General features: G+C 60.2%; 21 protein-coding genes. 5 read left to right on the top strand and 16 right to left on the bottom strand.

Going from position 1 to position 21,085, the window contains the following annotated elements; translation table 11 throughout:
- Positions 1-5: 5 nt before the first annotated feature.
- The 7 genes from RhoBH5_RS10725 to RhoBH5_RS10695 form a co-directional block, all read right to left on the bottom strand.
- A complete protein-coding gene (locus tag RhoBH5_RS10725; RefSeq protein WP_003943245.1) occupies positions 6-422 on the bottom strand; it encodes a MaoC/PaaZ C-terminal domain-containing protein in 417 nt (138 codons plus the stop codon).
- On the bottom strand, positions 419-841 hold the full coding sequence (locus RhoBH5_RS10720) for an FAS1-like dehydratase domain-containing protein (protein WP_007735631.1): 423 nt from the start codon (positions 839-841) through the stop codon (positions 419-421). Before RhoBH5_RS10720 ends, RhoBH5_RS10725 begins: the two co-directional genes overlap by 4 nt.
- Positions 838-1,740, bottom strand: coding sequence for an SDR family NAD(P)-dependent oxidoreductase (locus tag RhoBH5_RS10715; protein WP_003943051.1), 903 nt, complete (start codon positions 1,738-1,740; stop codon positions 838-840). Before RhoBH5_RS10715 ends, RhoBH5_RS10720 begins: the two co-directional genes overlap by 4 nt.
- Positions 1,741-1,808: 68 nt before the next feature.
- The gene (locus RhoBH5_RS10710) at positions 1,809-2,999 is read right to left on the bottom strand and encodes a lipid-transfer protein (protein ID WP_165638488.1); all 1,191 of its coding nucleotides are present in this window, start codon (positions 2,997-2,999) and stop codon (positions 1,809-1,811) included.
- A 65-nt stretch (positions 3,000-3,064) separates the two neighbouring features.
- Entirely contained in the window at positions 3,065-4,228 is a 1,164-nt protein-coding gene (locus tag RhoBH5_RS10705; protein WP_270008256.1) for a thiolase family protein, read from the bottom strand.
- A 30-nt stretch (positions 4,229-4,258) separates the two neighbouring features.
- A complete protein-coding gene (locus tag RhoBH5_RS10700; RefSeq protein WP_270008255.1) occupies positions 4,259-5,416 on the bottom strand; it encodes an acyl-CoA dehydrogenase family protein in 1,158 nt (385 codons plus the stop codon).
- Positions 5,417-5,458: 42 nt separating this feature from the next.
- The gene (locus tag RhoBH5_RS10695; protein ID WP_007735643.1) at positions 5,459-6,262 is read right to left on the bottom strand and encodes an SDR family NAD(P)-dependent oxidoreductase; all 804 of its coding nucleotides are present in this window, start codon (positions 6,260-6,262) and stop codon (positions 5,459-5,461) included.
- A 748-nt stretch (positions 6,263-7,010) separates the two neighbouring features.
- Between RhoBH5_RS10695 and RhoBH5_RS10690 the strand changes: the two genes are divergently transcribed.
- Positions 7,011-8,381, top strand: coding sequence for an MFS transporter (locus tag RhoBH5_RS10690; RefSeq protein WP_003942979.1), 1,371 nt, complete (start codon positions 7,011-7,013; stop codon positions 8,379-8,381).
- A gap of 127 nt (positions 8,382-8,508) precedes the next feature.
- Positions 8,509-9,732, top strand: a complete 1,224-nt coding sequence (locus RhoBH5_RS10685) for a TetR/AcrR family transcriptional regulator (protein WP_270008254.1) — start codon at positions 8,509-8,511, stop codon at positions 9,730-9,732.
- A gap of 34 nt (positions 9,733-9,766) precedes the next feature.
- Here RhoBH5_RS10685 and RhoBH5_RS10680 read toward each other — a convergent pair whose 3' ends face one another.
- From RhoBH5_RS10680 to RhoBH5_RS10650, 7 genes are all read right to left on the bottom strand, one after another.
- A complete protein-coding gene (locus RhoBH5_RS10680) occupies positions 9,767-10,501 on the bottom strand; it encodes an alpha/beta fold hydrolase (RefSeq protein ID WP_192712700.1) in 735 nt (244 codons plus the stop codon).
- Positions 10,502-10,614: 113 nt separating this feature from the next.
- A complete protein-coding gene (locus RhoBH5_RS10675; protein WP_003943219.1) occupies positions 10,615-11,010 on the bottom strand; it encodes a RidA family protein in 396 nt (131 codons plus the stop codon).
- A 49-nt stretch (positions 11,011-11,059) separates the two neighbouring features.
- On the bottom strand, positions 11,060-11,893 hold the full coding sequence (locus tag RhoBH5_RS10670; protein WP_007735649.1) for an alpha/beta hydrolase: 834 nt from the start codon (positions 11,891-11,893) through the stop codon (positions 11,060-11,062).
- Between the two features lie 798 nt (positions 11,894-12,691).
- The gene (locus tag RhoBH5_RS10665) at positions 12,692-13,384 is read right to left on the bottom strand and encodes an alpha/beta hydrolase (protein WP_007735651.1); all 693 of its coding nucleotides are present in this window, start codon (positions 13,382-13,384) and stop codon (positions 12,692-12,694) included.
- Between the two features lie 69 nt (positions 13,385-13,453).
- Complete coding sequence (locus tag RhoBH5_RS10660) at positions 13,454-14,740, bottom strand: alpha/beta hydrolase (RefSeq protein WP_165638484.1); 1,287 nt, start codon at positions 14,738-14,740, stop codon at positions 13,454-13,456.
- A gap of 232 nt (positions 14,741-14,972) precedes the next feature.
- A complete protein-coding gene (locus RhoBH5_RS10655; RefSeq protein WP_165638483.1) occupies positions 14,973-15,620 on the bottom strand; it encodes a TetR/AcrR family transcriptional regulator in 648 nt (215 codons plus the stop codon).
- Positions 15,621-15,845: 225 nt separating this feature from the next.
- Positions 15,846-16,754: a helix-turn-helix transcriptional regulator gene (locus tag RhoBH5_RS10650; RefSeq protein WP_165638482.1), complete on the bottom strand. Its 909-nt coding sequence runs from the start codon at positions 16,752-16,754 to the stop codon at positions 15,846-15,848.
- 163 nt (positions 16,755-16,917) lie between these two features.
- On the opposite strand from RhoBH5_RS10650, the gene RhoBH5_RS10645 reads away from it, so the two are divergent.
- On the top strand, positions 16,918-17,688 hold the full coding sequence (locus tag RhoBH5_RS10645) for a dTDP-4-dehydrorhamnose reductase (protein WP_270008253.1): 771 nt from the start codon (positions 16,918-16,920) through the stop codon (positions 17,686-17,688).
- 57 nt (positions 17,689-17,745) lie between these two features.
- Positions 17,746-18,450, top strand: coding sequence for an SDR family NAD(P)-dependent oxidoreductase (locus tag RhoBH5_RS10640; RefSeq protein ID WP_270008252.1), 705 nt, complete (start codon positions 17,746-17,748; stop codon positions 18,448-18,450).
- Positions 18,451-18,500: 50 nt separating this feature from the next.
- On the opposite strand, the gene RhoBH5_RS10635 is transcribed toward RhoBH5_RS10640, so the two are convergent.
- Positions 18,501-18,869, bottom strand: a complete 369-nt coding sequence (locus RhoBH5_RS10635) for a hypothetical protein (protein WP_064113535.1) — start codon at positions 18,867-18,869, stop codon at positions 18,501-18,503.
- Between the two features lie 25 nt (positions 18,870-18,894).
- Positions 18,895-20,241 (bottom strand): APC family permease, encoded by a 1,347-nt coding sequence (locus RhoBH5_RS10630; RefSeq protein WP_007735660.1) that lies wholly within the window; start codon positions 20,239-20,241, stop codon positions 18,895-18,897.
- Between the two features lie 146 nt (positions 20,242-20,387).
- Here RhoBH5_RS10630 and RhoBH5_RS10625 point away from each other — a divergent pair, with 146 nt between their 5' ends.
- Positions 20,388-21,059 (top strand): DNA alkylation repair protein, encoded by a 672-nt coding sequence (locus RhoBH5_RS10625; protein ID WP_270008251.1) that lies wholly within the window; start codon positions 20,388-20,390, stop codon positions 21,057-21,059.
- Positions 21,060-21,085 lie beyond the last annotated feature (26 nt).

Raw genomic sequence — 21,085 nt, 5'->3', positions numbered from 1 at the left:
TCGAGTTAATCGATCAGGAATTCCGCGTCTCCGACGAGGGCCTTGACGCCGTTCTGACGAGCGCAGACAAGTTCGACACGAGCACGTCGACCGTCCTCGGCCTCGTAGGTGTCGACGACGACAGCAGAGCAGGTGAGTTCGTCACCGGGCCAGACCTTGTCGGCGAATCGAATCTTGAACCGACGCAGGTTCTCGACACCCAGCCAGTCGGTGACGTAGCTGGCCAGCATGCCTGCCTGAAGCATGCCGACGGAGAACACGGACGGGAAGCCGGTCTCACGGGCGAACGTGTCGTCGTGGTGCAACGGATGGAAATCACCCGAGGCACCCTGATACTTGACGAAGTCGGTGCGAGTCAGTGGAGGGAAGGTCTTGCTCTCGGCCTGTTGTCCGGCTACGACGGTTTCGGTCGTGGTCGTCATTTCCCCTCCTCCTTGCCGCCCGTTGTGGCGGTCTCGATGATCGTGCTGTTCTGCGTCGCGATCAGTTCTCCAGACTCGTCACGGAACTCGGTGATCATCTTCGCGAAGGTCATCACACCACCGCGCTTTCCGGGCTTTTCGAAGCGGTCACCGACAGTTGTCTCGGCGGTCAGCTTCTGGCCGGCACGTGGAAGTGGGCCGTGGAAGATGTACTCCTCCTCACCGTGGAGGATGCGACGACGGTCGAATCCGAGCTTGGCGAAACCGGATTGGTCTGCGGGCTCCCAGATCATTCGGCCGCTGGTGAGCATGGTCGGCGGGATCACCGCATCCTCGCCGGCATGCTGTTCTGGGTTTGCCTTCACGGCCCGGACGAATTCCTGGACCTTGCTGTAGTCGAGCGGAAACGTGTAACTCACTTGGTTTCTCCTTCGATCTTCGGGATGCCGGCGCGCCGGGTCTCGACCGACTTGAGGAAGGCGTCGTCGCCGAGAAGCTTTGTCAGCTCTCCGATGTCGAGCTGCCGGTCCTCACGAATTTCGTCGGCGATCGAGTAGCCGCCGTAGAGACCCACGTAGCCGCCGTAGACGGCAAAAACCTGTCCGTTGAACGCGCACTCGGCGCTCGACAGGTAGGCCACGAGTGACGAGCAGTTGGCGGGGTTGTAGCGATCGAAGACTGACTCGTCGACGGGCTCACCGACCAAATCCTTGATGCCGGGCGTGGCTTTGACAGGTTCGGTGCGCGCCACGGGAGCGATGGCATTGGCCTTGACGCCGAATCGCTCGAATTCGCGAGCGGCGTTGACTGCCTGGATGGCCAGACCGGCCTTGGCGGCGGAGTAATTCCACTGCCCGTAGTTGCCGTGCAGTCCGGATCCGGAACTGGTGTTGACCAGGTTGCGTGTCTCCTGCACGCCTGCCTTCGACTGGTCGCGCCAATATCTCACGGCGGCGCGGGTAGCAGAGAAGGTTCCCTTGAGGTGTACAGCGATGACCGAGTCGAACTCTTCCTCGGTCATGTTCCACAGCATCGCGTCGCGGATGATACCGGCGTTGTTGACCACCGAGTGCAAGTTTCCGAAGGTGGATACTGCTGCGTCGGTTAGCTTCTCACCGACGGCCATTTCCGCGATCGAGCCCTCTACCGCGATGGCCGAGCCGCCGGCAGCGACGATTTCGTCTGCCACCTGCTGTGCTCCGCGGAGGTCGTTGACCACGATGCTGGCGCCTTCGGCTGCCATGAGTAATGCGTGTTCGCGACCGAGGCCTGCGCCGGCCCCGGTGACGATGGCAACGCGTCCGTCGAGTTGTCCCATGATGTTTCCTTTCGTTCTTCGCGCCGAGCTACGGCGCGGCGGCGTTGACGTGTTGGCGGAAGTGGTTGCTAAGCAACCTTTTCGTAGAGCGTGATGACGCCGGCGCCGCCGAGACCGAGATTGTGCTGCAGTGCAAGCTTTGCTCCGTCGACCTGTCGTGCGTCGGCGGTGCCGCGCAACTGCCACACCAGTTCCGCACACTGCGCCAAGCCGGTGGCGCCGAGCGGATGCCCCTTGGACAGCAGACCACCGCTGGGGTTCACGACAACCCGGCCGCCGTAGGTGTTGTCGCCGTCGAGGATGAACTTCTCGGAGCACCCTTCGTCGACCAATCCGAGGGCCTCGTAGGAGAGCACCTCGTTGACCGAGAAGCAGTCGTGCAATTCCACGACCTGGATGTCGCGTGGATCCACTCCGGCCTTTTCGTAAATCCGTTGCGAAGCAACTCGAGTGATGTCCGCACCGACCACTTTGAAGACGTCGTCGTCGGTGAAGACGCTGGGGAAGTCGGTGACCAACTCTTGAGCTGCGATCGCCACGCCCGGTGTGAGGCCGTGGGCACGCGCGAAATCTTCGCTGCATACGATGGCGGCGCCGGCTCCGCAGGTGGGCGGGCAGGCCTGCAAACGAGTCAGCCCGCCGTACAGTGCCTTTGATTCGAGCACTTCTTGCTCGGTGACCGGCTCACGGAAAACCGCGTACGGGTTGTTGGCAGCGTGCTTGCGGGATTTGACCGAGATCTTCGCGAACAGATCCGGCGAGACCCCGTACCGCTTGGAGTACTCCTGCGCAGCGGCACCGAAGTACTGCATCGCCATGGACGGGTTGGCGGGGTCGATGCCGTAGGTGCGGTCGAGGACTTCCGCGTGTCGCTCCATCGGAGCCGGGCGGTCTCCCCAGTGGTTGACCAAAGCGCCAGGCTGCATCTGCTCGAAGCCAACGGCGAGTGCGCATTCGACGACGCCCGACTCGACGGCTTGTCTGGCCAACCACAGCGCGGACGAGCCACTCGCGCAGTTGTTGTTGACGTTGACAACCGGAATTCCGGTCATACCCGCGCCGTAGATGGCGCGTTGGCCACTCGTCGAATCCCCGTACACGTAGCCGGCGTAGGCCTGCCCGATCTTGTCGAATCCGATTCCGGCGTCCGCGAGTGCGTTGACAATGGCCTTCGCGCCCATCTCGTAGTAGTGCTCGCTGCGCCCTGGCTTCGTGAACGGGATCATTCCGACCCCGGCGACTAGTACTTTGCGACTCATCGGTGCTCCCTTGTGATTACTGGTCTTCGTGGATTGGTGGTTGATTCGTTGTGTGTGAGGCGCATTCAGAGCAACTCGAGGATGGTGGCGTTGGCCATGCCGCCGCCCTCACACATCGACTGCAAGCCGTAACGGATTCCCTCGTCACGCATGTGGTGCACCATCGTGGTCATCAACCGCGCGCCGGAGCCTCCCACGGGATGCCCGATGGCCATGGCGCCGCCGTTGGGGTTCATCAGCGAATAGTCGGCTCCGGTCTCGCGCAACCAGGCCAGCGACACGGCGGCGAATGCTTCATTGATCTCGAACGTGCCGATGTCGGAGAGCGTCAACCCGGACTTCTTCAGCGCCAACGCCGTTGCCGGGATCGGTCCCTTGAGGATGCTCACCGGATCGGTACCGGTCACGACCGCAGTGTGAATGCGGGCGATCGGTGTCCAACCGTGTTCACGCGCAACGTCACTGGTCGTCACGAGGAGCGCGGCGGACCCGTCGGAAACCTGGGAAGCGTTTCCCGCCGTGATCTCGGTTCCCTCGAACGCTGCCGGCAGCTCGGCGAGGCGTTCCATGGTCCCGCCGCGACGGATACCTTCGTCCGCCTCGATGATCCGGGTGGCGCCTTCGGCGTCGATGACCGTGACCGGAGCGATCTGGCCGGCGAAACGGCCGGCGTCGACAGCGGCAGCAGCTCGGGCATGCGAGTCGAGGCCGTGTCGATCCATGTCGGCGCGACTGATGCCGTACTCGTCGGCGATCATCTGAGCGCCGAGTCCTTGGTTGAATCGCTCGATGTCGTAGCGCCCCAGCACTAGTGGACCGTGCATCGGCCCGTAGTCGCCGGCACGCGCAGCCGCGCCGAGCGGGATGACGCTCATCATCTCGACTCCGCCCGCGACTGCGACGTCGTACTGGCCCGAGATCACGCCCGCTGCCGCCTGGTGTACGGCCTGCTGCGAAGAGCCGCATTGACGGTCGACTGTCACGCCAGGGACATGTTCGGGCCATCCTGCGCCGAGTACTGCCGACCGGGCGATACAGCCGGCCTGCATGCCGAGGGTTCCGACGCAACCCCAGATCACGTCGTCGACGATTGCAGGGTCCAGCCCGTTTCGCTCTGCCAGCGCGCGCAGAACGTGCGCTGACAGATTGACTGCATGCGTGGTGGACAACCCGCCACCACGTTTGCCGATCGGTGTCCGTACCGCATCGACAATGACTGCATCACGCATGAAAGCTCCTGTGTCCGAGTCGGTTGGAGATCAGAGACCGATGTCCTTGGCGATGATGGTCTTCATGACTTCGCTGGTACCGCCGTAAATGCGCGAGACTCTCGTGTCGGCGTACAGGCGAGCGATCGGATATTCGAGGATGTACCCGTAGCCGCCGTGCAGTTGTAGGCACTTGTCGATCACGCGGCCTGCCATCTCGGTGCAGAACAGCTTGATGCGTGCAGCATCGGCGGCGGTGAGTTCTCCGGAGTCGTCGAGATCGAGTCCCTTGTCCGCCAGTGCCTGCGCGGCAGCGACTTCGGTAGCACATTCGGCAAGAACGAACTTGGTGTTCTGGAAGGATGCAACAGGTTTACCGAAGACTTGACGCTGGCGGACGTACTCCGACGCGAACTCGATCGCCGCAGCCGCACATGCGGTCTGGCCGACACCGATGGAAAGTCGTTCGCGGGGGAGGTTTTGGCCGAGGTAGGAGAAGCCCTTGTCCTGCTCGCCGAGGAGATTCTCGACCGGAACTCGAACATCGGTGAACGAGAGTTCGTTGGTGTCGGAAGACTTCATACCGATCTTGTCGAGCTTGCGTCCGAAATTGAAGCCGACACTGTCGGTGGGAACTACCAGGAGGCTGAGTCCGAAGCGTCGGTCCTCCTCGGACGGCGCGGAGGTTCGAGCGGCTGCGACGCAGAGTTCCGAGTTGCGGGCACCGGTGATGAAGGTCTTGGCACCGTTGAGGATGTAGTGGGTGCCGTCTTCGGACAGGCGCGCCGTGGTCTTGATGCCTGCCAGATCCGATCCGGTTCCCGGCTCGGTCATGGCGATGCAGAGCATGGTCTCGCCGCTCGCCACGCCTGGAAGCCACCGCTGCTTCTGCTCGTCATCGGCAAGGCGCAGCAGGTACGGCAGCACGATGCCGATGCTCACTCCGTAGTGTCCGAAACTTACTGCTGCACGAGCTGTTTCCTCTTGGATGACAGCTTGGAATTTGAAGCTGGTGGGCCCGGCGCCACCGAACTCCTCGGGGATGTCGAAACTCGTCGCGCCGAGTTCTGCAAGCTGGTTGAACAACTCACGCGGTACCTGATTCGCGTTCTCCCACTCCGGGTAGTTCGGCGTCACCTGCTTGGCGATGAAGGTCCGGATGGTCTCGCGGAATGCCTCGTGCTCGGGGGCATAGACGGTACGTTTCATGATGCGCTCCTGAAGATTTGTGGTGAGATGACGTGTTTTGGGTCAGACGCGTCCGGCGTCGACGACGAGGCACTGGCTGTTGATGTAGTCCGATTCGGGAGTGCACAGCAGGTACACCGCCCCCGCGGCTTCCACCGGAGTGCCGCCTCGGCCAAATGGGATCATCTTCGACGCGACGGCCAAGCGATCAGGGTTGACGCCGACGCGAATCTCGCGGCCGTCGATCGTCAACGTCGCGTTCGCGTCCGCGGACACCTCGGTCATTCTCGTGATGATCAGTCCGAAGGCCACTGCGTTGACGTTGACCCTGTACCGACCCCATTCCTTGGCAAGAGTCTTGGTCAGTCCGATCAGTCCGGCTTTGGCGGCGGCGTAGTTGGATTGGCCGGCGTTCCCGTAGTACCCCGACACCGACGACACGTTCACCACCTTGCGGTGGTATTCGGTCGGGTTGGCTTTGATGAAAGGTTGCGCCGCACGCAGGATGCGGAACGGCGCTTTGAGATTCACGTCCACGATGGTGTCCCACTGCTCGTCGGTCATCTTCTGAATCACCGAGTCCCAGGTATATCCGGCGTTGTTGACGATGATGTCCAGACCACCGAAGGTCTCGACCGCAGTGCTGACGAATCGCTCCGCGAAACCGTCCTCGGACACTGAACCCACTACGCTGACTGCTTGCCCGCCGGCCGCCTTGATGTCGTGCTCGGTCTGTGCAGCAGCTTCGGGATCCAAGTCGTTGATTGTCACCGCTGCACCCTCGCGGGCGAATTTGAGTGCGATTTCTCGACCGATCCCACGTCCCGACCCGGATACGAGAGCGACCTTTCCCTCCAGGTTACCCACGGTCCCAGTTCCCGCGATCCCATTTCCCACGGTGTTCCCTTTCGAGTGAAGAGTGTTGTAGCGAAACGTAATTGGCGGTAGTCCAGGCCGGTGGTTGCTCCGGCGCTGCGATATCCCGAGGCGTCGTGGCTCCGGGAGCTTCATTCGCAATTACTGATGATTCACTTTTAGGCCTTAAAAGTATGTATGTCAAGCATCTTCGCTGTCACAGCTGGTCAAGCGCTATTCCAATGCGTTCACAGTTGCGTGCAAACTTGGCAGGGTGGGGCGTAGGTGGCGAGTGACGGACACTCTGGGGTGCCGGAAGCTGTCGATTGTCACCGCACGTGTTGGGGCATCGTGCGGTTGGGTTTCGAGGGAACTGGCCTTTCGGCAAGGTCACCAGTGTCGTCGGTAGTTCGAAGTGACCCTTGACACAGTAGGGAAAATGGCTCAAAGTGAATCCCAAGTAATTCCCTGAAGCGGCATTGCATGAGAATGCCCGCGCACGGATGGCTGAACTGAAAAATTCGACCTGAGGGAGGCGGGCGTCGAACTGTCTGTTTCTGCTTATCTGGCAGTGCTATTCGGTGGTTTTCTCTCAAGGAATGGCCAACTGACGTGTCTTCTCTGCGGAAGAAGAGCGTGATGGATCTCGATTCCAAACATCGATGTGAACTCGAAGTGTCACCAAACCAAGCGACAAGTCTGCCCCTGCACTGCGTTGGCAGTGCCCGTTGATCAAACCGTCTCCTCGAAGGATCCGACAGTGACAACACCCCGGACCACACCCAAGGCAACGCCTCGTCAAGTGGCAACACACCAACAAGCATCTTCGGGCACAGCAGTGCCCGCACCGCCCGAATCACGTCGCCGTGCTTGGGGTTTGACCTCGCTGCTGGTCTTCCTGACTGTCATCAACTGGGGCGACAAAGCGGTTTTGGGCATCATTGCCCAACCGTTGTCCAAGGAGTTGGGGTTGACAGCATCCCAGATCGGTCTCGTGGGTAGCTTGTTCTTCCTCACCTTCACGATCGGCGGTTTCTTTTCCGGAGCGATTGCCCGAATAACGACACTGAGATGGGCGCTGGCGGTGTTGGCCTTGCTCTGGTCGGCGGCAATGCTCCCGATGGTCATCACGGCGAGTTTTGCTGTGCTGGTGGTCAGTCGGATGCTGTTGGGTTTGGCTGAGGGGCCGAGCGGGCCCCTGACGCACACCGCCGCGTTCTCCTGGCATCCGCCGGCGAAGCGTGGACTTCCAGGTGCGCTTCTCGCCGGGTCGGCCTCGCTGGCGAAGATTGCCGTGGCTCCCGCGCTTGCCTTCGTGACGGTCACGTGGGGGTGGCGTGCGGCCGTGGTTTGCATGGCGGTGCTCGGCGTGTTGTGGTGCGTGCTCTGGCTGCCCCTGTGGTCGCAGGGTCCCTACATCCGTAGTGGAAAGCGACGAGAAGAGGCGGGAGCCGGTGCAGCCGAGACCGACGAGCCGGCGGTGCCGTGGATACGCATCTTCCGAACGCGGACGTTCATCAGCTGCACAATGCTGGTGATGGCGATATACGCCATCGTCGCGGTTGTGCTGACCTGGCTTCCGTCGTACTTCGAAGTGGGCCTGGGATACAGCCGACTGCAGGCTGGTTCGATGTTCGCATTCCCCAGCATTGCGGGCCTTATCTTGATGTTGATCCTCTCCTCTTCCGGAGATCGTCTGACTTCTCGCGGCGCCACGTCCCGCCTGATTCGAATAATCGTTCCCTCGGTGGGTGTGCTCGTCAGCGGAATGATCATGGTGTTCCTGCCCTACGTGTCGGCCCCCGCGCTGGCGGTCGCGATCGTCTCGGTCGGATACGGGTTCCTCGCGTCCGGCTATCCGCTGATCATCGCCACGATCTCCGAAATATGTCCGCCCCGGCAGACAGCCGGAACGCTCGGAGTTTTCATGGCAATGATGGGAATCGGGGGTTTGATCGGCCCTTACGTGACCGGGCGGATCGTCGACGCTGCCGATACTCCGGCTGCGGGCTATGCCACTGCGTTCCAGGCCTTCGGGTTGGTTGCGGTCCTGTTTGCGTTCGGAACCTTGATTTTCGCCAACCCCGAGCGTGACAAGGAGATCGTCTGGAAAGCTACGAGTCGAACGTAGCTACCTGAGGTTCCCGAGTGTGCAGAATAGTAGGTAACTGGACTTTTCTGGTTATGAGTCGTCTTCATGCGAGTACACTCGCTTTGTGAATCTGACGCAATGACCGAATCGACGATAGGATGGCGGCGTGCCACGTGAAAGGGAACCGATGACTGCCGTCCGTCGACCCCGCGACCGTAAGCAACAGATATTGACAGCAGCAAGCGAGCTGTTCCGGGAGCACGGGTATCACAACATTTCTGTTTCGGATGTCACCGCTCGTGTGGACATCACGACGTCCGCGCTCTATCGCCATTATCGAAACAAGAACAGCCTGCTCTATCACGCGGTTCTGGCCGGGATCGAGTCTCTCAATGAATCTGTCGGCGGTGCAACGGATCTGTACACGTTGCTGACAACGCTGTCGGCAACGTCGGTCGAGCGCCGCGGGCTGCCGCTGTTGTGGCAGCGTGAAGCCAGGTATCTGGACGACGACCAACGAGAGATGCTGCGTAAGAAGTTGCGGTTCAGTACCTCTCGCATCTCGGAGCTGGTGCAAGCGCACAGGTCTGACCTTTCCGACTCCGACAGTCGGCTGCTGGCGTACTCGATCCTTGCAGTGTTCAGCAGTTCGTCAAGTCACCGAATCTCGATGCCTCCCCGCCAGATGGAGGCACTGCTGTTCGACCTTTCGGCGCGTGTTTCCCTGTCCCCCATCGGGTCTGCGGACCCCGACGTTCCCGCTGCGCGCACAGAGGTCATCTCCATACCCGTTTCGCGACGCGAACAACTACTGACTGCGGCGATTCAACTGTTCGACGAACGCGGGTATCGAACGGTGAGCAACGAGGACATCGGCGCGGCCTGCGGGACGACAGGCCAGAACGTGTACAACCATTTCGATACAAAGCTCGACATTCTGTCCACGGCAATCACCCGTGGTTTCGACCGACGTGACCTTGCCGTGAGGCAGGCCCTGTCGCAAGTAGGCGATTCGAGCCAGACGCTCGACATTCTCTTGGGTGTTCATATCGCGTTTGCCCTGGAAGACGGACACCTCATCGGTTTGATGGCGACGGAACTCGCCGAGCTTCCCGACAACACCCGAAAGGCATGTGTCCAAGCTCAGCGGGACTACCTGGAGCTGTGGGTTAGAGCGCTCAGTGAAGTTCGCCCCGGCTTGGATGCCACCGAGGCGAAGTTCACCGTGAGTGCAGCAATGACGTTGATCGGCAACGCTATCCGTATCGGAAGCGTTCGGCGCCGTGCGGACCTCGCAGACCGACTGACAGAAATATGCATCGCTTTGATGACGGAGACTTCGGATCCCGCTGCGTCATTGGTGGACGCCGGCGTTGGTTCCACTCCGTAGTCTCGGAGCGGCACATCGGCACCCACAGAACGAGTCAGTCGCGCCCGGCTTCGACCAGCTTCTCGGCGAGGGTCGCTGGTGTAGTGAAAATCGCTTCGTGGCTTCCTGCCATCTGAACGATCCTGCACAGGCCGAGTCTGCTCGAAAATCGTGGATGCCAAGCGAACTCGCCGTGCGGCATTGCGGTGTCTTCCGTGCAGTTCAGGTAGGAAGTCCTCATCGTCCCGGAGTTGACGAGTTCGTAGAACTTCGTGAGATCAAGTTTGTCTTCCAACATAGTGACCGGTGTCGGACATAGAGACTCGTAGGCGCTCATGGCTGTCTCGTGATCGGCGTCGTTCAAGAACGCTTCTCGCCACACGTTCCAAGGCAAGGAGAACATTCCATCCACCGCTCCTTCGCGCACCATCTCTCGATAGTGAGCCGGGGACTCGTCGTTGATGCTGTTGCCATTCGCTGGAACAAAGGCGTTCCAATAGACAAGTCGTCGAATGCGGTCGGGAAATACCTCTGCGACCTTGGAGATGATCGTGCCGCCGAAGCTGTGTCCCACCAGAATGAAATCCGTGATGTCTCGCTCTGTGATGTACCGAACGATCGACTCGACACCGTCCGCGTGTCGGACACTCGTCTGTGATACCCCGAACCCCGAGACCGTGGGCGTGTACACGCGATGGCCGACTGCAAGCAGGTGTTTCGCCACTGGTGCCCAGTGCTCCCCGGTATGCCAAGCTCCATGCACGAGAACGAAAGTGTATTGCTGCGCCACGACTATTCCTCCATTACGTAAGTTCGCTTGCCGAAAAGAAATTCATCCGTGAGATCGAATATGATTACCGCTCTGCGGAATTGGAGATATCCGTCAATTTCGTTCGAGGTGCCCTAGCGGACTGCCACAGCTTCGATCTCGACCAGCATTGCCGGGTCGGACAGCCCGGTAGTCTCAGCCATCAAGCTGGCTGGTGAGCATTGGTAGGTTTCGAGGGCATCGAGAACAACATCGTAGTTCGAGGTTGCAGCAGCTATGTCTCTGACAAAGATGCGGATCTGTACTACGTCTCTGAAACTGAAGCCCGCAACTTCGAGGGTGCGGTCGATGTTGACAAAAGTCGTTGCAACTTGGGCTCTGAAGTCGCCGACGCCTCCGCGTGTGTCCACGCTGCCTCGTCCCTCATGCCCCGATACGAAGAGAAACTCCGAAGGTGCGCTGATTCTGACCGCGGCGTTGTATCCGAACCTACCCGTAATGAGTTGTGGGGCAATGTTTTCGCGCTGCATGTCGAGTGGCGTCCAATCTGAATCGTCGATAGTTTCGCCGCTGATCGAGTCAGCGGTCGTAGGACAAGATCTGTTTGGCGACTGCTCGGGGAGCGGAGATCATCCCGTCGTGCCCGGTGTTGATCCGATCGAGTTGCCACTCGCGCGAGTTGTTCAGCACCCGCTGCTTCGACGCTTGGATGTCGGGGAAGGCGGGCTCGGTGAAGTCGATGTAGTGCCGTGGAAGTCCAGCACCAGCCGGACCGGTGAGAGTGACTGTGTCACTCCAGGTCGACCATGGGTGCGCAGTGAGTTGCCTTTTCGCCCAATCGATGTCATTTCGATCGGTGAGACCGAACATAGTGGGATCTGTCGGGGCGGGTACAGCGTGCCCGCCGGTGGCAGCGACAAGCGTTCGGAGTACCTCCTGACTGCCGAGTGGCATTGTGGACAGCACTGTCTCACCGTTTTCGATGACGACAGCATCGAGGTAGACCAATCGACGGATCTTCTCAGGCATCCGGTCAGCCACCGAGGTTATGTAAGCACCACCGATGCTGTGGCCGACCAGTACGAAGTCTGTGAGCTCCTCTGCTTCAATCGTCCGAATGATGTCGTTGACAGCGTCGTCGTAGCTCAACTCTGCATGGAGGAGATGGGATCGGTCACCTACGCCGGTGATCGTCGGAGTGATCACTCGGTTTTCGCCGCGTTGCAACATCGGCGCGAGTTTGCGCCAACACCAACCTCCATGGCTGCCACCGTGAACGAGAAGGTAGTCCGGTCGCGCGGGGGAAGCTGAAGAGACGCCGGTGACTGCGGTAGCAGTTGCAGGGGCAGCGGGTGTGACTGCGGCTGCGGCTGCGAGTGCCGCCGCCCCTGCGAACAGCGTGCGCCGATTCATTCGCGAGTGAATCCTCGACGGCTCGCCGGCTACACCTCGCTCGGAAGCATGCGACATTCTGCTGTGCGTTCGAGTTGCGCTGTTCGGGGCCGTCAGGGCCCCGAAGGGCATGGGAGATGTCATCCACCTAGCCTGCCGATCTACACACCTGCTGAACATGTTGGTCAGACCACGAAACATGTCCTTGCGTTCGCTTGCCTTGCCTTGCCTTGCCTTGCCTTGCCTTGCCTTGGCGGGGGTCTATCGATGCGTGGGCTTGGACGCTGCAGAGTCGACATTCACTGCGATCTTGACTTGCGGCTCGCCAGTCTGTCGGACTCCCGTAACCGATCAACTAACGAAATCAGCATCTCCTGGGAATCAGACGACAAAGCGTTTGTCAGTCCGAGAAGATGCTTCACCGGTTCATCCGACAACTGGGCAATGAGCAAGGCATCCGAGTGTCGCGAGTCTTCAGTTCCTGAATCGCCTCGGCTGTCGAAGAAGTGGCTGGTTGTGACACCGAAGAACTGTGCGAGGCCATGCATCACAGTCGCTGACGGGGCGCGGCGAACCCCGGTGCGAAGTTGAGAAAGGTAGGGCGTCGATATGCGATACCCCTGCTGGCGAAGTGCGTCGCAGACTCGTGCATTGGTCAATCCAGGTTGGCGGGTTGCGAAAAGAGCGTTCAATCTGATGCAGAAAACGCTGTATCCATGCTCGCTCAGCAATTCTCTGCTCTCCGTGTGGCGTACCGGTTCGGTCCGATACCCCCGAGCGGGCCGGGACCTGCCGCTCGGGGGATGAGTGATCGGGTTGTCAGACTTGAATGTCGCTGAGCGCGTCGACGATCAAGTCGGTTACCGCTGACGGCTGCGACGCCAAGGATGCGTGCCCAGCTGGCAGCTCGACGAGTTTGCGAGGGTTCATTCGCCCAGCCATCATGCGCTCGTTGTCGGGATGGATCATTCGATCTTCACTGGAGACCTGGTACCAGCTCGGCTTGACCTTCCACGCCGGTGCAGTAACCGCGTCACCGAAAGTACTTGCCAATGGTGCTTTTTGGGTAACTGCCATGATCAGTGAGTCATTGACGTCGAGATCCTGACAGAAGCTTTCGCGATACTTTTCCTGAATGATCCACAGGTATCCGTCGGAGTCCGGTGTCAGATTTGCGGCAGCGGCGGGTGGGTTCTGTTGGGTGATGCCGCCCGGGCTTTCGCCGGCATCGGGTGCAAACGCTGCGATGTACACCAGCCCGACGACGTTGGGGAGGTCCCCCATTTCGGTGATGACTGCACCGCCATAGGAGTGACCGACCAGCAGAACAGGGCCCTGAATCTGCTCGACCATCTTGCGCGTGCGTTCGGCATCGTCAGCGAGTGATGTCAGAGGCAGTTCGACGGCGCGGAGATTCGAATATCCCCTGGCGTGCAAATCGACGATGACTTTGCCCCAGTGGGCCGCGCCGCCCCAAAAACCGTGTACCAAAACAACAGTTACGTCAGTCATGCCGTTCCCTTCGGTTGGTGTTCCTTGTTTTCGGCAGTAGCCAGGCCATCGGCGTTCTCGGTCAGCCCGTCAGGCACTGCACGCTGAGTTGACCGGTGCCTTGTTGATTCGGTCCCACAGGAACTTTGCCGCTAGCGGCATTCCGGTCGCCGTTCCGAAATCATGGCTGAGAGTTGACCCCGGTAGTAATGGCGGCGTGATGTCGTCTTGTGTGTATTCGACTTCCGCTCCCAATGCGCACCATCTGTCTCTCAGTGCTGCAACGGAATCAGCGGGAACGATGTCGTCGTTGGTGGACGTGTGCAGGTATACCGGGGCAGAGGGGGTCGTGCGTCCGATCTGTTGATCGTCGACTACTGCCGCGAGTTCCGGCTCTTCGGAGAGGATCTGAGAGAAGGATTTTCCGTCGACGGTGTAATCGGTACTACGAGTACCCAACGATGTCAGCCCGGTATCCGGCACGCATTGCGTCGCACTGGTCGTAAGCCATTGTTTTCCCTCCTCGTTGAGCCGCTTGTCGAAGATCGGACCTAGCTCGGGGTATCTCGCCATCAGGCTGTTGAGGGTGTACCCGATCGCTCCGGTGAGTAGTGACCCGTCTGCCTTGCGGAGAACTTCGCGCAGATCGGGATCGGCTGCCCCCGCGTAGGTACCGAGCATGTTCAGCTCTGGTGCCCGCTCGCCGACGATTTCTGCAGCGGATGCGCTCGCCCCGCCGCCCTGGGAGTAGCCCCAGAACGCGATCGGCGTGGAGTCAGGCAGATTCCACAGTTGATTCGAGGCGCGCGCGGCATCGACGACGGCGTTGCCCTGCTCGACCCTGTTGACGTAGGTGTGAATCCCGGGAGTGCCAAGTCCGATGTAGTCGGGCATGACTACTCGAAACCCTGCGGTGAGCAGCAAGCCGGCGTCGGCGACGTTGTAGTTGACGGGCAAGCTCAACTGAGGGCTGATCTGAATATTGAAGGCCCACGCAAGGTTCTTCGAACCGGCGCATTGATCGCCCTGGCCGAACGTACCCGGAGCGACGACCACGGTAGGTCGTTCACCGGGCCCGCGCCAGGGAAACGCCGGCGTGATGGCTGCGCCCGTGGTGGCCACGGGAGTTCCGTCCACGAGAGTGGAGGTGTACATGATCTTCTCGCCATTGCCCGGCCAAGTGCCAGGGATGCCGGGTATCTGACCGAGCAGAGGGGTAGGCTCGGACTTGATCATCGTGCCCTCCCCTGCCGGCAATGTCGTGGGTGGTTGATAGAAATCTTTCGATTCCGCTTGTGCAAGAGCGAGATTCATGGAAAATGCTCCGACAGCGAGGAAGCCCACTGTCGTGAGACGGAGCAGCGCAGCTTTGTGCATTTCTTCTCAGATCTTCCGTGTAAGACATTGTTGTCTAACTTTCCCTCAAGGTAGCGCACATGTGACGGGACTCGCAATGGTCGTCTCGCATCGGTATTCGCCACAGTTGGAGTCTGTATGGGGCCCTGCACCGCGCGCCGCCGCTGAGGAAGATTCCGGACTGCGGGAGAAGGGCCGGAAGGCAGAAGGGTTCCGAGGAAGACGCTGCAGCGTGTGGCGCGCCGCGGTCGAATCAGCTGGACGAGGTGTCGGTGCCGATCAGAGCGCTCAGAATCGTGGACATGACTTTGACAAGACCGTCGACGGGCGGGCGGGTGGGCGTAGTGCTCCACTGATGCACGAGAGCTATGAGTGCGCCGATGAATGCTGTCGACGCCATTTCGTATCCTCCGGGGGGAACGAAATCCTCACCCACGGCATTTTGAACTGTCGTTTTGAAGAACACGGCCCATTCTGTGCGCCGCTCTACTCGATGTGCTTCCACTCGCAGGCTGACCCCGACGATGTCTACGTACGAGATCTGAGCTCGCCGAGGATCGCTGCCGATCGACTCGACGAACGCTGTCATCGCCGTCTCTGCGAGATCGGCTAGTGTGTCGGGCTTTTCGTCAGCGATCGCAGTCAGCATCGCGTCCCGCGCATCGCTTTGGATCTGGTCGTACAGTGCGATCAACAGATCTTCGCGGCTGTCGAACTCGTCGTAGAACTGTCGTCGTGCAAGGCTCGCAGTGGTACAGATGTCCGCGACCGAACTCGAGGCGTAGCCCTTGTCCGAGAAGACTTCCAGCGCAGCCCAAATGAACTGCAGCCGCCTTTCGGCACGCCGAGCCGATACCGGTCGACCGCCGTAGTTTCGAGTCTCGTCGCTCACCTCCTGCACGCGTCCATGATAGTCGCCCGACTCGGCGGGCTACGCTGAGCCTCAGGCGTAGACGGCCTTCAAGTCGGAAGCGCAATTCGCGAGGACGACGTCGCTCTCGAGCGAATAACTTCGGCGTCAGTTCGGCGGCATCGTGAGACCATTCGGGCGCGTTGACGCTCCCCACAGCCTGGCTGCTCCCGGCGCATCGCGACTCACTCGAAACGGGTGATGTGCAGGTAGGGATTATTCGGTTCGAGCTCGAGAGGGGTACTGAGAAGGTGACACCCCGTAATGCGTCTTGAACGCGGTACTGAGATTGAACGCATCCGAATACCCGGTCTTCTTTGCCAAACGATCCAATGTGAGCGATGGATCGACGATCAGCGAATCCGCGACCAAGGCCAGCCTCCACCGGCGTAGATGTTGCATCGGGGGTTCACCGACGGAACTTTTGAATTCAGAGACGAACATGGATCGCGACATGCCGGCAATGGCGCTCATCGCCGGCAGGGTCCATTTCTTCCCGGGATTCGAGTAGACCTCGCGCAATACGGCACTGATCGATTGACGGGGATCGTGCGACAGGTTCCCCACATTCCAACCGGCAGACCACTCCGCGAGCATCAGGCAGACAATCGATTCGAGGAGTCTGACCGCCGTGGATGGGAATCCTTTCCCATCGGCCCAGTTGTCGTGTTCCCGGGCAAGCGACTGCAGGACATGGGATACCGAGCTCACCTCTGAGGTTCTCGACGTCAAAAGATTCGGAAGATGATGCTCCAGAATCGAATACAGATTTCCTGCCGACTCGAAGGAGAATACGAGGACGGGTGGGCGACTGGACCTTTTCGTTCGATCCGAATCGCGATGTGGTTCGGACAGGCGAAAGTCACGGTCAGCGGGCAGGCACAGGATGCCGACCTCACCAGCGTGGAGCGCTGTAACTTCTCCGCGTGAAGCGGTAGATGTTATCTCGAGTGATAGTTCAGTATTGCTGAAAATAAGGAACTTTCGGGAGAATCCCACCTCGAATGTCGACGACTCTGCAGACGCATCGAAGTCCTCGATGCCGGTGTTGGCGATGCCGGTGTTCGCGATATCGAAGCTCACGATACGAAATGCCGAGAGTGCGCTGTCTACGGGACTGAGCATCTCCTGATACTAGGCAAATGGAGAGTTGGAGGGGCGAAACGCAATCACATGGATCCTGAACCCGCGAGCATGGTGCGCTGACCGACGACGAAACTAGCGTTCAACCATGGCAAAAAGTAGAGAGATTTTGGTACTCGGAAGTACTGGCCAAACTGGTCGGATAGTGGCGGATTCACTGGAGAGCGAAGGACACGCGGTACGGCGAGCCTCCCGTTCGTCTGGGTCCACGCCCTTCGACTGGTTCAGGCAGGACACGTGGCGGCAAGCAGTCGAAGGCGTCTCGCGCGCGTACGTGGTGCTGCCCGAAAGAGTGGTGGATTTTGTTGCCTTCGTAGACCTTTTGGAGAATTGCGGCGTGGAGCACGCAGTTGTTCTGACCGCTCGAAACCCATCCGTCAGTGGTGACGGCATAGCTGTCGGGGCCGAATTCGCGTTTGCCCAGTCGGCGGTGAAGAGCACTTTCCTTCAACCGAGTTGGTTCGCGCAGAATTTCACGACGGGTATGTTCGCGGGACAACTTCAGGCCACCGGCACATTGAGGCTCCCGGCGGGAACCGGTTCGGAGCCGTTCATCGATTACCGAGACATCGCAGAAGTGGCCTCCTCCATCCTTGCGATGGACGACCCTTCGCCGAGCGGTCCTTTGCCGCTGACGGGTCCGAAGTCCTACTCGTTCGAGGAAGCCCTCCGGGTCCTCGCTGATGTAACTGGCACGGATGCAGGGAGATTCGAATCGATCTCCGTTCTCGAATGGAAATCCGACGCAACCCGTATGGGAATTCCTGAATCTTTCGTGCAGTCGCTGACAAACCTGTTCGTTGCGATATCCAAAGGTCGTGACGATTACATTTCCAACGGTGTGCACGAGGTGCTCGGGAGGGAGCCACGTACACTCTTCGACACTTTTCGCGATCACTCGAACGTGACGACCTGACTATCGGCGACCACCGGATCGTTAGGATGGAATGAGCGAGCGACGAAGGGTGTAATTGTGGCGAGGGCGGTTGTTGTCGGTGCGAGCCGAGGTCTCGGTCGTGCTTTGATCGAGGGACTGAGGAGCGACGGCCACGAAGTTCTCGGCATCTCTCGGCGGCGCCCTGACGGGTTCGACGTCTCCGAGTGGATCGAAGTAGACCTGACCGAACCTGTTACGGCGGCGAACTCGATCGATCAGGAGCTTGTCGGAGGTGTAGACACCCTGATCTGCAACGTCGGGATTTGGGAAGGGGACGCCTTCACCACTGACTATGCATTCGCAGAACAATCGGACATGGAAATGCTCGAAATGATCAACGCCAACATCACGGCCACAATTCTCCTGCTCAAGCGCCTGATCCCGAGAATGATCGGCCGTCCTCGACCTCGGATCATCTTGACCGGGTCCACCTCGGGACTCCCGCGAAGCGGTAGGCCGGAGGTTGCGTTCGGTGCATCGAAGTTCGCGATCAACGGCATTGCCGACGCGTTGAGAGAGGGCTACCGGAAGGACAGACTCGCCGTGACTGTCCTTCATCTCGGATATCTCAATACAGAAGACGGACTCGACGTGCCCCGAGACGTCGCTGCCGCCAGGGGAGAGGGATCTCTGGTCCCGGTACATGACGTTGTGGATACGGTGCGCTCGATCTCGAGTTTGTCGTCTTCGACGTCAGTGCGGGAAGTAGTCCTCACTGCGATCGACGATCCGCGATTCTGATTTGCGGCTGTCGACTCAATCTGGTTGCTGAACAGACGTATTCAGAGAATCTAGACCCCGATCAAGAAGTAAGCTCCGGTCAGATACGTCAGGGTGAGGCCCGCCAAGGCCCACGCCATGTACGGCCGGATGTAGAGGCGCCGCAGGCGGTGCAATCGCAGGGAGGCTCGCAAGAACGCGCCCACGGTCCCGAGCAGCAACATCAGGCTCGGGACGAAGACCGCCAGTCGGCGATCCTTCTGTGAGCACAGCAAGGTGTCGGTACCGAAGCATTCGCCCCGCCGGGAGCCCAACCACACGATCGCGATAACCAAAACCGTGGTAGCCAGAACGACTGACACGCCGTACGTCAGGGTTCGCCTGTTGATCTTTCGCTCTCGACGCTGAATTACATCTGACGCGTCAGAACTGTCGGTCATCACACCGGCTCCTGTACATCGCACCTCACTTCGTGGATCGGCGGTGGGAGAGGGCGTACAGCACTACTCCGACGGCCAAGAGTAATGATGCGCGTAACCACGTCGCAGCGCTCTGCTGGGTGAGCAACGCAACGCACGTACCGAGAGCGAGGATCGGGAAGATGATCGGCGTTCGGAAGTGTTTGTGTTGCACTGCGTCACGGCGCAGAACCAGGACGGCGATGTTGGTGCTGATGAATACGAAAAGCAGCAGGAGTACCACCGTCTCCGCCAGGGCTGACAGCGATCCGGTGACGCAGAGAGCCATGGCGACGGCGGTGGTCGCGATAATCGCCACCCAGGGGGTCCGTCGCTGCGGCAGTACCCGAGCGAAGACGCTCGGGAGCAAGCCTTCCGATGCCATCCCGTATGTCAGCCTGCTCGCCATGATCATTGTCAGCAGTGCGCCGTTGGCGACTGCGACCAACGCGATCAGGCTGAACAGGCGAGGCGGAACGCCGACGTCGGCGGCTGACACAACTTCGAGCAGTGGCCCGGAGGATGCGGCAAGTTCGTCGGCGGGCAGGACCACCGAGACAGCCAGGCCGACAAGGACATAGGCGGCGCCGGCTGTCAGCAATGCTCCGAACAGTGCGCGTGGGTAGACCTTGCTCACGTTCTTCACTTCTTCGGCGACGTTCGCGGACGTTTCGAAGCCGACAAAAGAGTAGTACGCGAGGAGTGCCGCAGCCAGCACCGCGAGTGCAGGCGATCGGCTGTCGTCGAACTCCACGACGCGGCTCAGGGTTCCGTCGCCGCGCCCGAGAACTATGCAAGCGAGGACGACAACGAGGACGAGCCCGGTGACCTCCACGACTGTCATGACGACGTTGGCGCGCATCGACTCCTTGATGCCTCTGGCATTGAGAAGTCCCACCAGGAGCAGGAAGACGAGCGCCGCTGGAACGGTTGGGACGTCGATGAAGGCTTTGAGATAGTCGCCCGAGAATGCGAGGGCGAGTCCCGCCGCACTGGTTACGCCGGCCGCCAGCATCGAGAAGCCGACAAGGAACGAGATCAGTGGTTTCCGATACGCCCGTTGGGCGAAGACGGCTGCGCCGCCCGCTCGCGGATATTTGGTGACCAGTTCGGCATACGACGTTGCTGTCAGCAATGCCATGACGAGCGCTACGAGCAGTGGTACCCAGACGGCTCCACCAACTTCACCGGCGATGACGCCCACCAACGCGTAGATACCGGCGCCCAGAACATCTCCGAGGATGAACACGAAAAGGAGTGGGCCGGTTATCGCCCGGGTCAGAGTGTTCGTACCGCCGCCTTCGTCGCGGCGTGCGGTTTCGTCCACGTTCTCGGCCCTCGCGGCGCGTCGCATGTGCAAGGTTCATCCTGTCTTCATGGTGACGTGCCGCCACCTCAGGAGCAGTCATGTACCCATTGGCCGAGGTTTCAAACGTAGGTCGCCCGCCTTCCCGTGCTTTGCTTGTAGGGGAATCGCAGAAGTAGTGACTGGAGGACGAAGTGGCCGAAACGACGGTTGCCGCGGTGATGGACGAGTTGGCTGCTCTCGAAGATCCGAAGGCGCGTGCGGTGAACGAGAAGCACGGTGACGATCACGGTGTGAACCTCACAGAACTGCGCGCTGTTGCGAAGCGATTGAAGACTCAGCAGGAACTCGCACAACAGCTTTGGGCGACGGGCGATACCGCGGCGCGATTGTTGGCCCTTTTGATCTGCCGCCCGAAGGCGTTCGAGCGTGACGAGTTGGATGTCATGTTGCGAGAGGCCCGCACTCCGAAGGTGCAGGACTGGCTCGTCAATTACGTGGTGAAGAAGAACCCGCATGCCGAGGAGTTGCGGGTGGCCTGGACCGCTGACCCTGATCCTGTGGTCACTAGCGCCGGGTGGGCTCTGACCACCGAACGTGTCGCGAAGAAGCCCGAGGGACTTGACCTTTCAGGGCTACTCGACGTCATCGAGGCGGAGATGAACGATGCTCCTGACCGCCTGCAATGGGCGATGAATCACTGCCTGGCTCAGATCGGGATCGAACATGCCGAGTACCGCGCCCGGGCAATCGAGATCGGTGAGCGACTGCGGGTGCTCGAGGATTACCCGACTCCACCGAACTGCACCTCGCCGTTTGCGCCCATCTGGATCGCGGAGATGGTGCGACGACAGAGGGCAAAGTAGAGCGCACGACAACTGAGGATAGGGTT

The sequence above is a fragment of the Rhodococcus sp. BH5 genome (assembly GCF_027583855.1).
GTDB classification, from domain to species: domain Bacteria; phylum Actinomycetota; class Actinomycetes; order Mycobacteriales; family Mycobacteriaceae; genus Rhodococcus_F; species Rhodococcus_F qingshengii.
Note: the sequence above shows the minus strand (reverse complement) of the source record. Positions and strands in the feature narration are given on the sequence as shown.

Excerpts from the sequence above, each read along its gene's own strand:
- RhoBH5_RS10725 (WP_003943245.1), bottom strand. The coding sequence starts at position 422 with ATGACGACCACGACCGAAACCGTCGTAGCCGGACAACAGGCCGAGAGC.
- RhoBH5_RS10715 (WP_003943051.1), bottom strand. The coding sequence starts at position 1,740 with ATGGGACAACTCGACGGACGCGTTGCCATCGTCACCGGGGCCGGCGCA.
- RhoBH5_RS10710 (WP_165638488.1), bottom strand. The coding sequence starts at position 2,999 with ATGAGTCGCAAAGTACTAGTCGCCGGGGTCGGAATGATCCCGTTCACG.
- RhoBH5_RS10705 (WP_270008256.1), bottom strand. The coding sequence starts at position 4,228 with ATGCGTGATGCAGTCATTGTCGATGCGGTACGGACACCGATCGGCAAA.
- RhoBH5_RS10700 (WP_270008255.1), bottom strand. The coding sequence starts at position 5,416 with ATGAAACGTACCGTCTATGCCCCCGAGCACGAGGCATTCCGCGAGACC.
- RhoBH5_RS10675 (WP_003943219.1), bottom strand. The coding sequence starts at position 11,010 with ATGCAGCGCGAAAACATTGCCCCACAACTCATTACGGGTAGGTTCGGA.
- RhoBH5_RS10670 (WP_007735649.1), bottom strand. The coding sequence starts at position 11,893 with ATGAATCGGCGCACGCTGTTCGCAGGGGCGGCGGCACTCGCAGCCGCA.
- RhoBH5_RS10665 (WP_007735651.1), bottom strand. The coding sequence starts at position 13,384 with ATGACTGACGTAACTGTTGTTTTGGTACACGGTTTTTGGGGCGGCGCG.
- RhoBH5_RS10660 (WP_165638484.1), bottom strand. The coding sequence starts at position 14,740 with ATGCACAAAGCTGCGCTGCTCCGTCTCACGACAGTGGGCTTCCTCGCT.
- RhoBH5_RS10650 (WP_165638482.1), bottom strand. The coding sequence starts at position 16,754 with ATGCTCAGTCCCGTAGACAGCGCACTCTCGGCATTTCGTATCGTGAGC.
- RhoBH5_RS10635 (WP_064113535.1), bottom strand. The coding sequence starts at position 18,869 with ATGACCGACAGTTCTGACGCGTCAGATGTAATTCAGCGTCGAGAGCGA.
- RhoBH5_RS10630 (WP_007735660.1), bottom strand. The coding sequence starts at position 20,241 with ATGCGACGCGCCGCGAGGGCCGAGAACGTGGACGAAACCGCACGCCGC.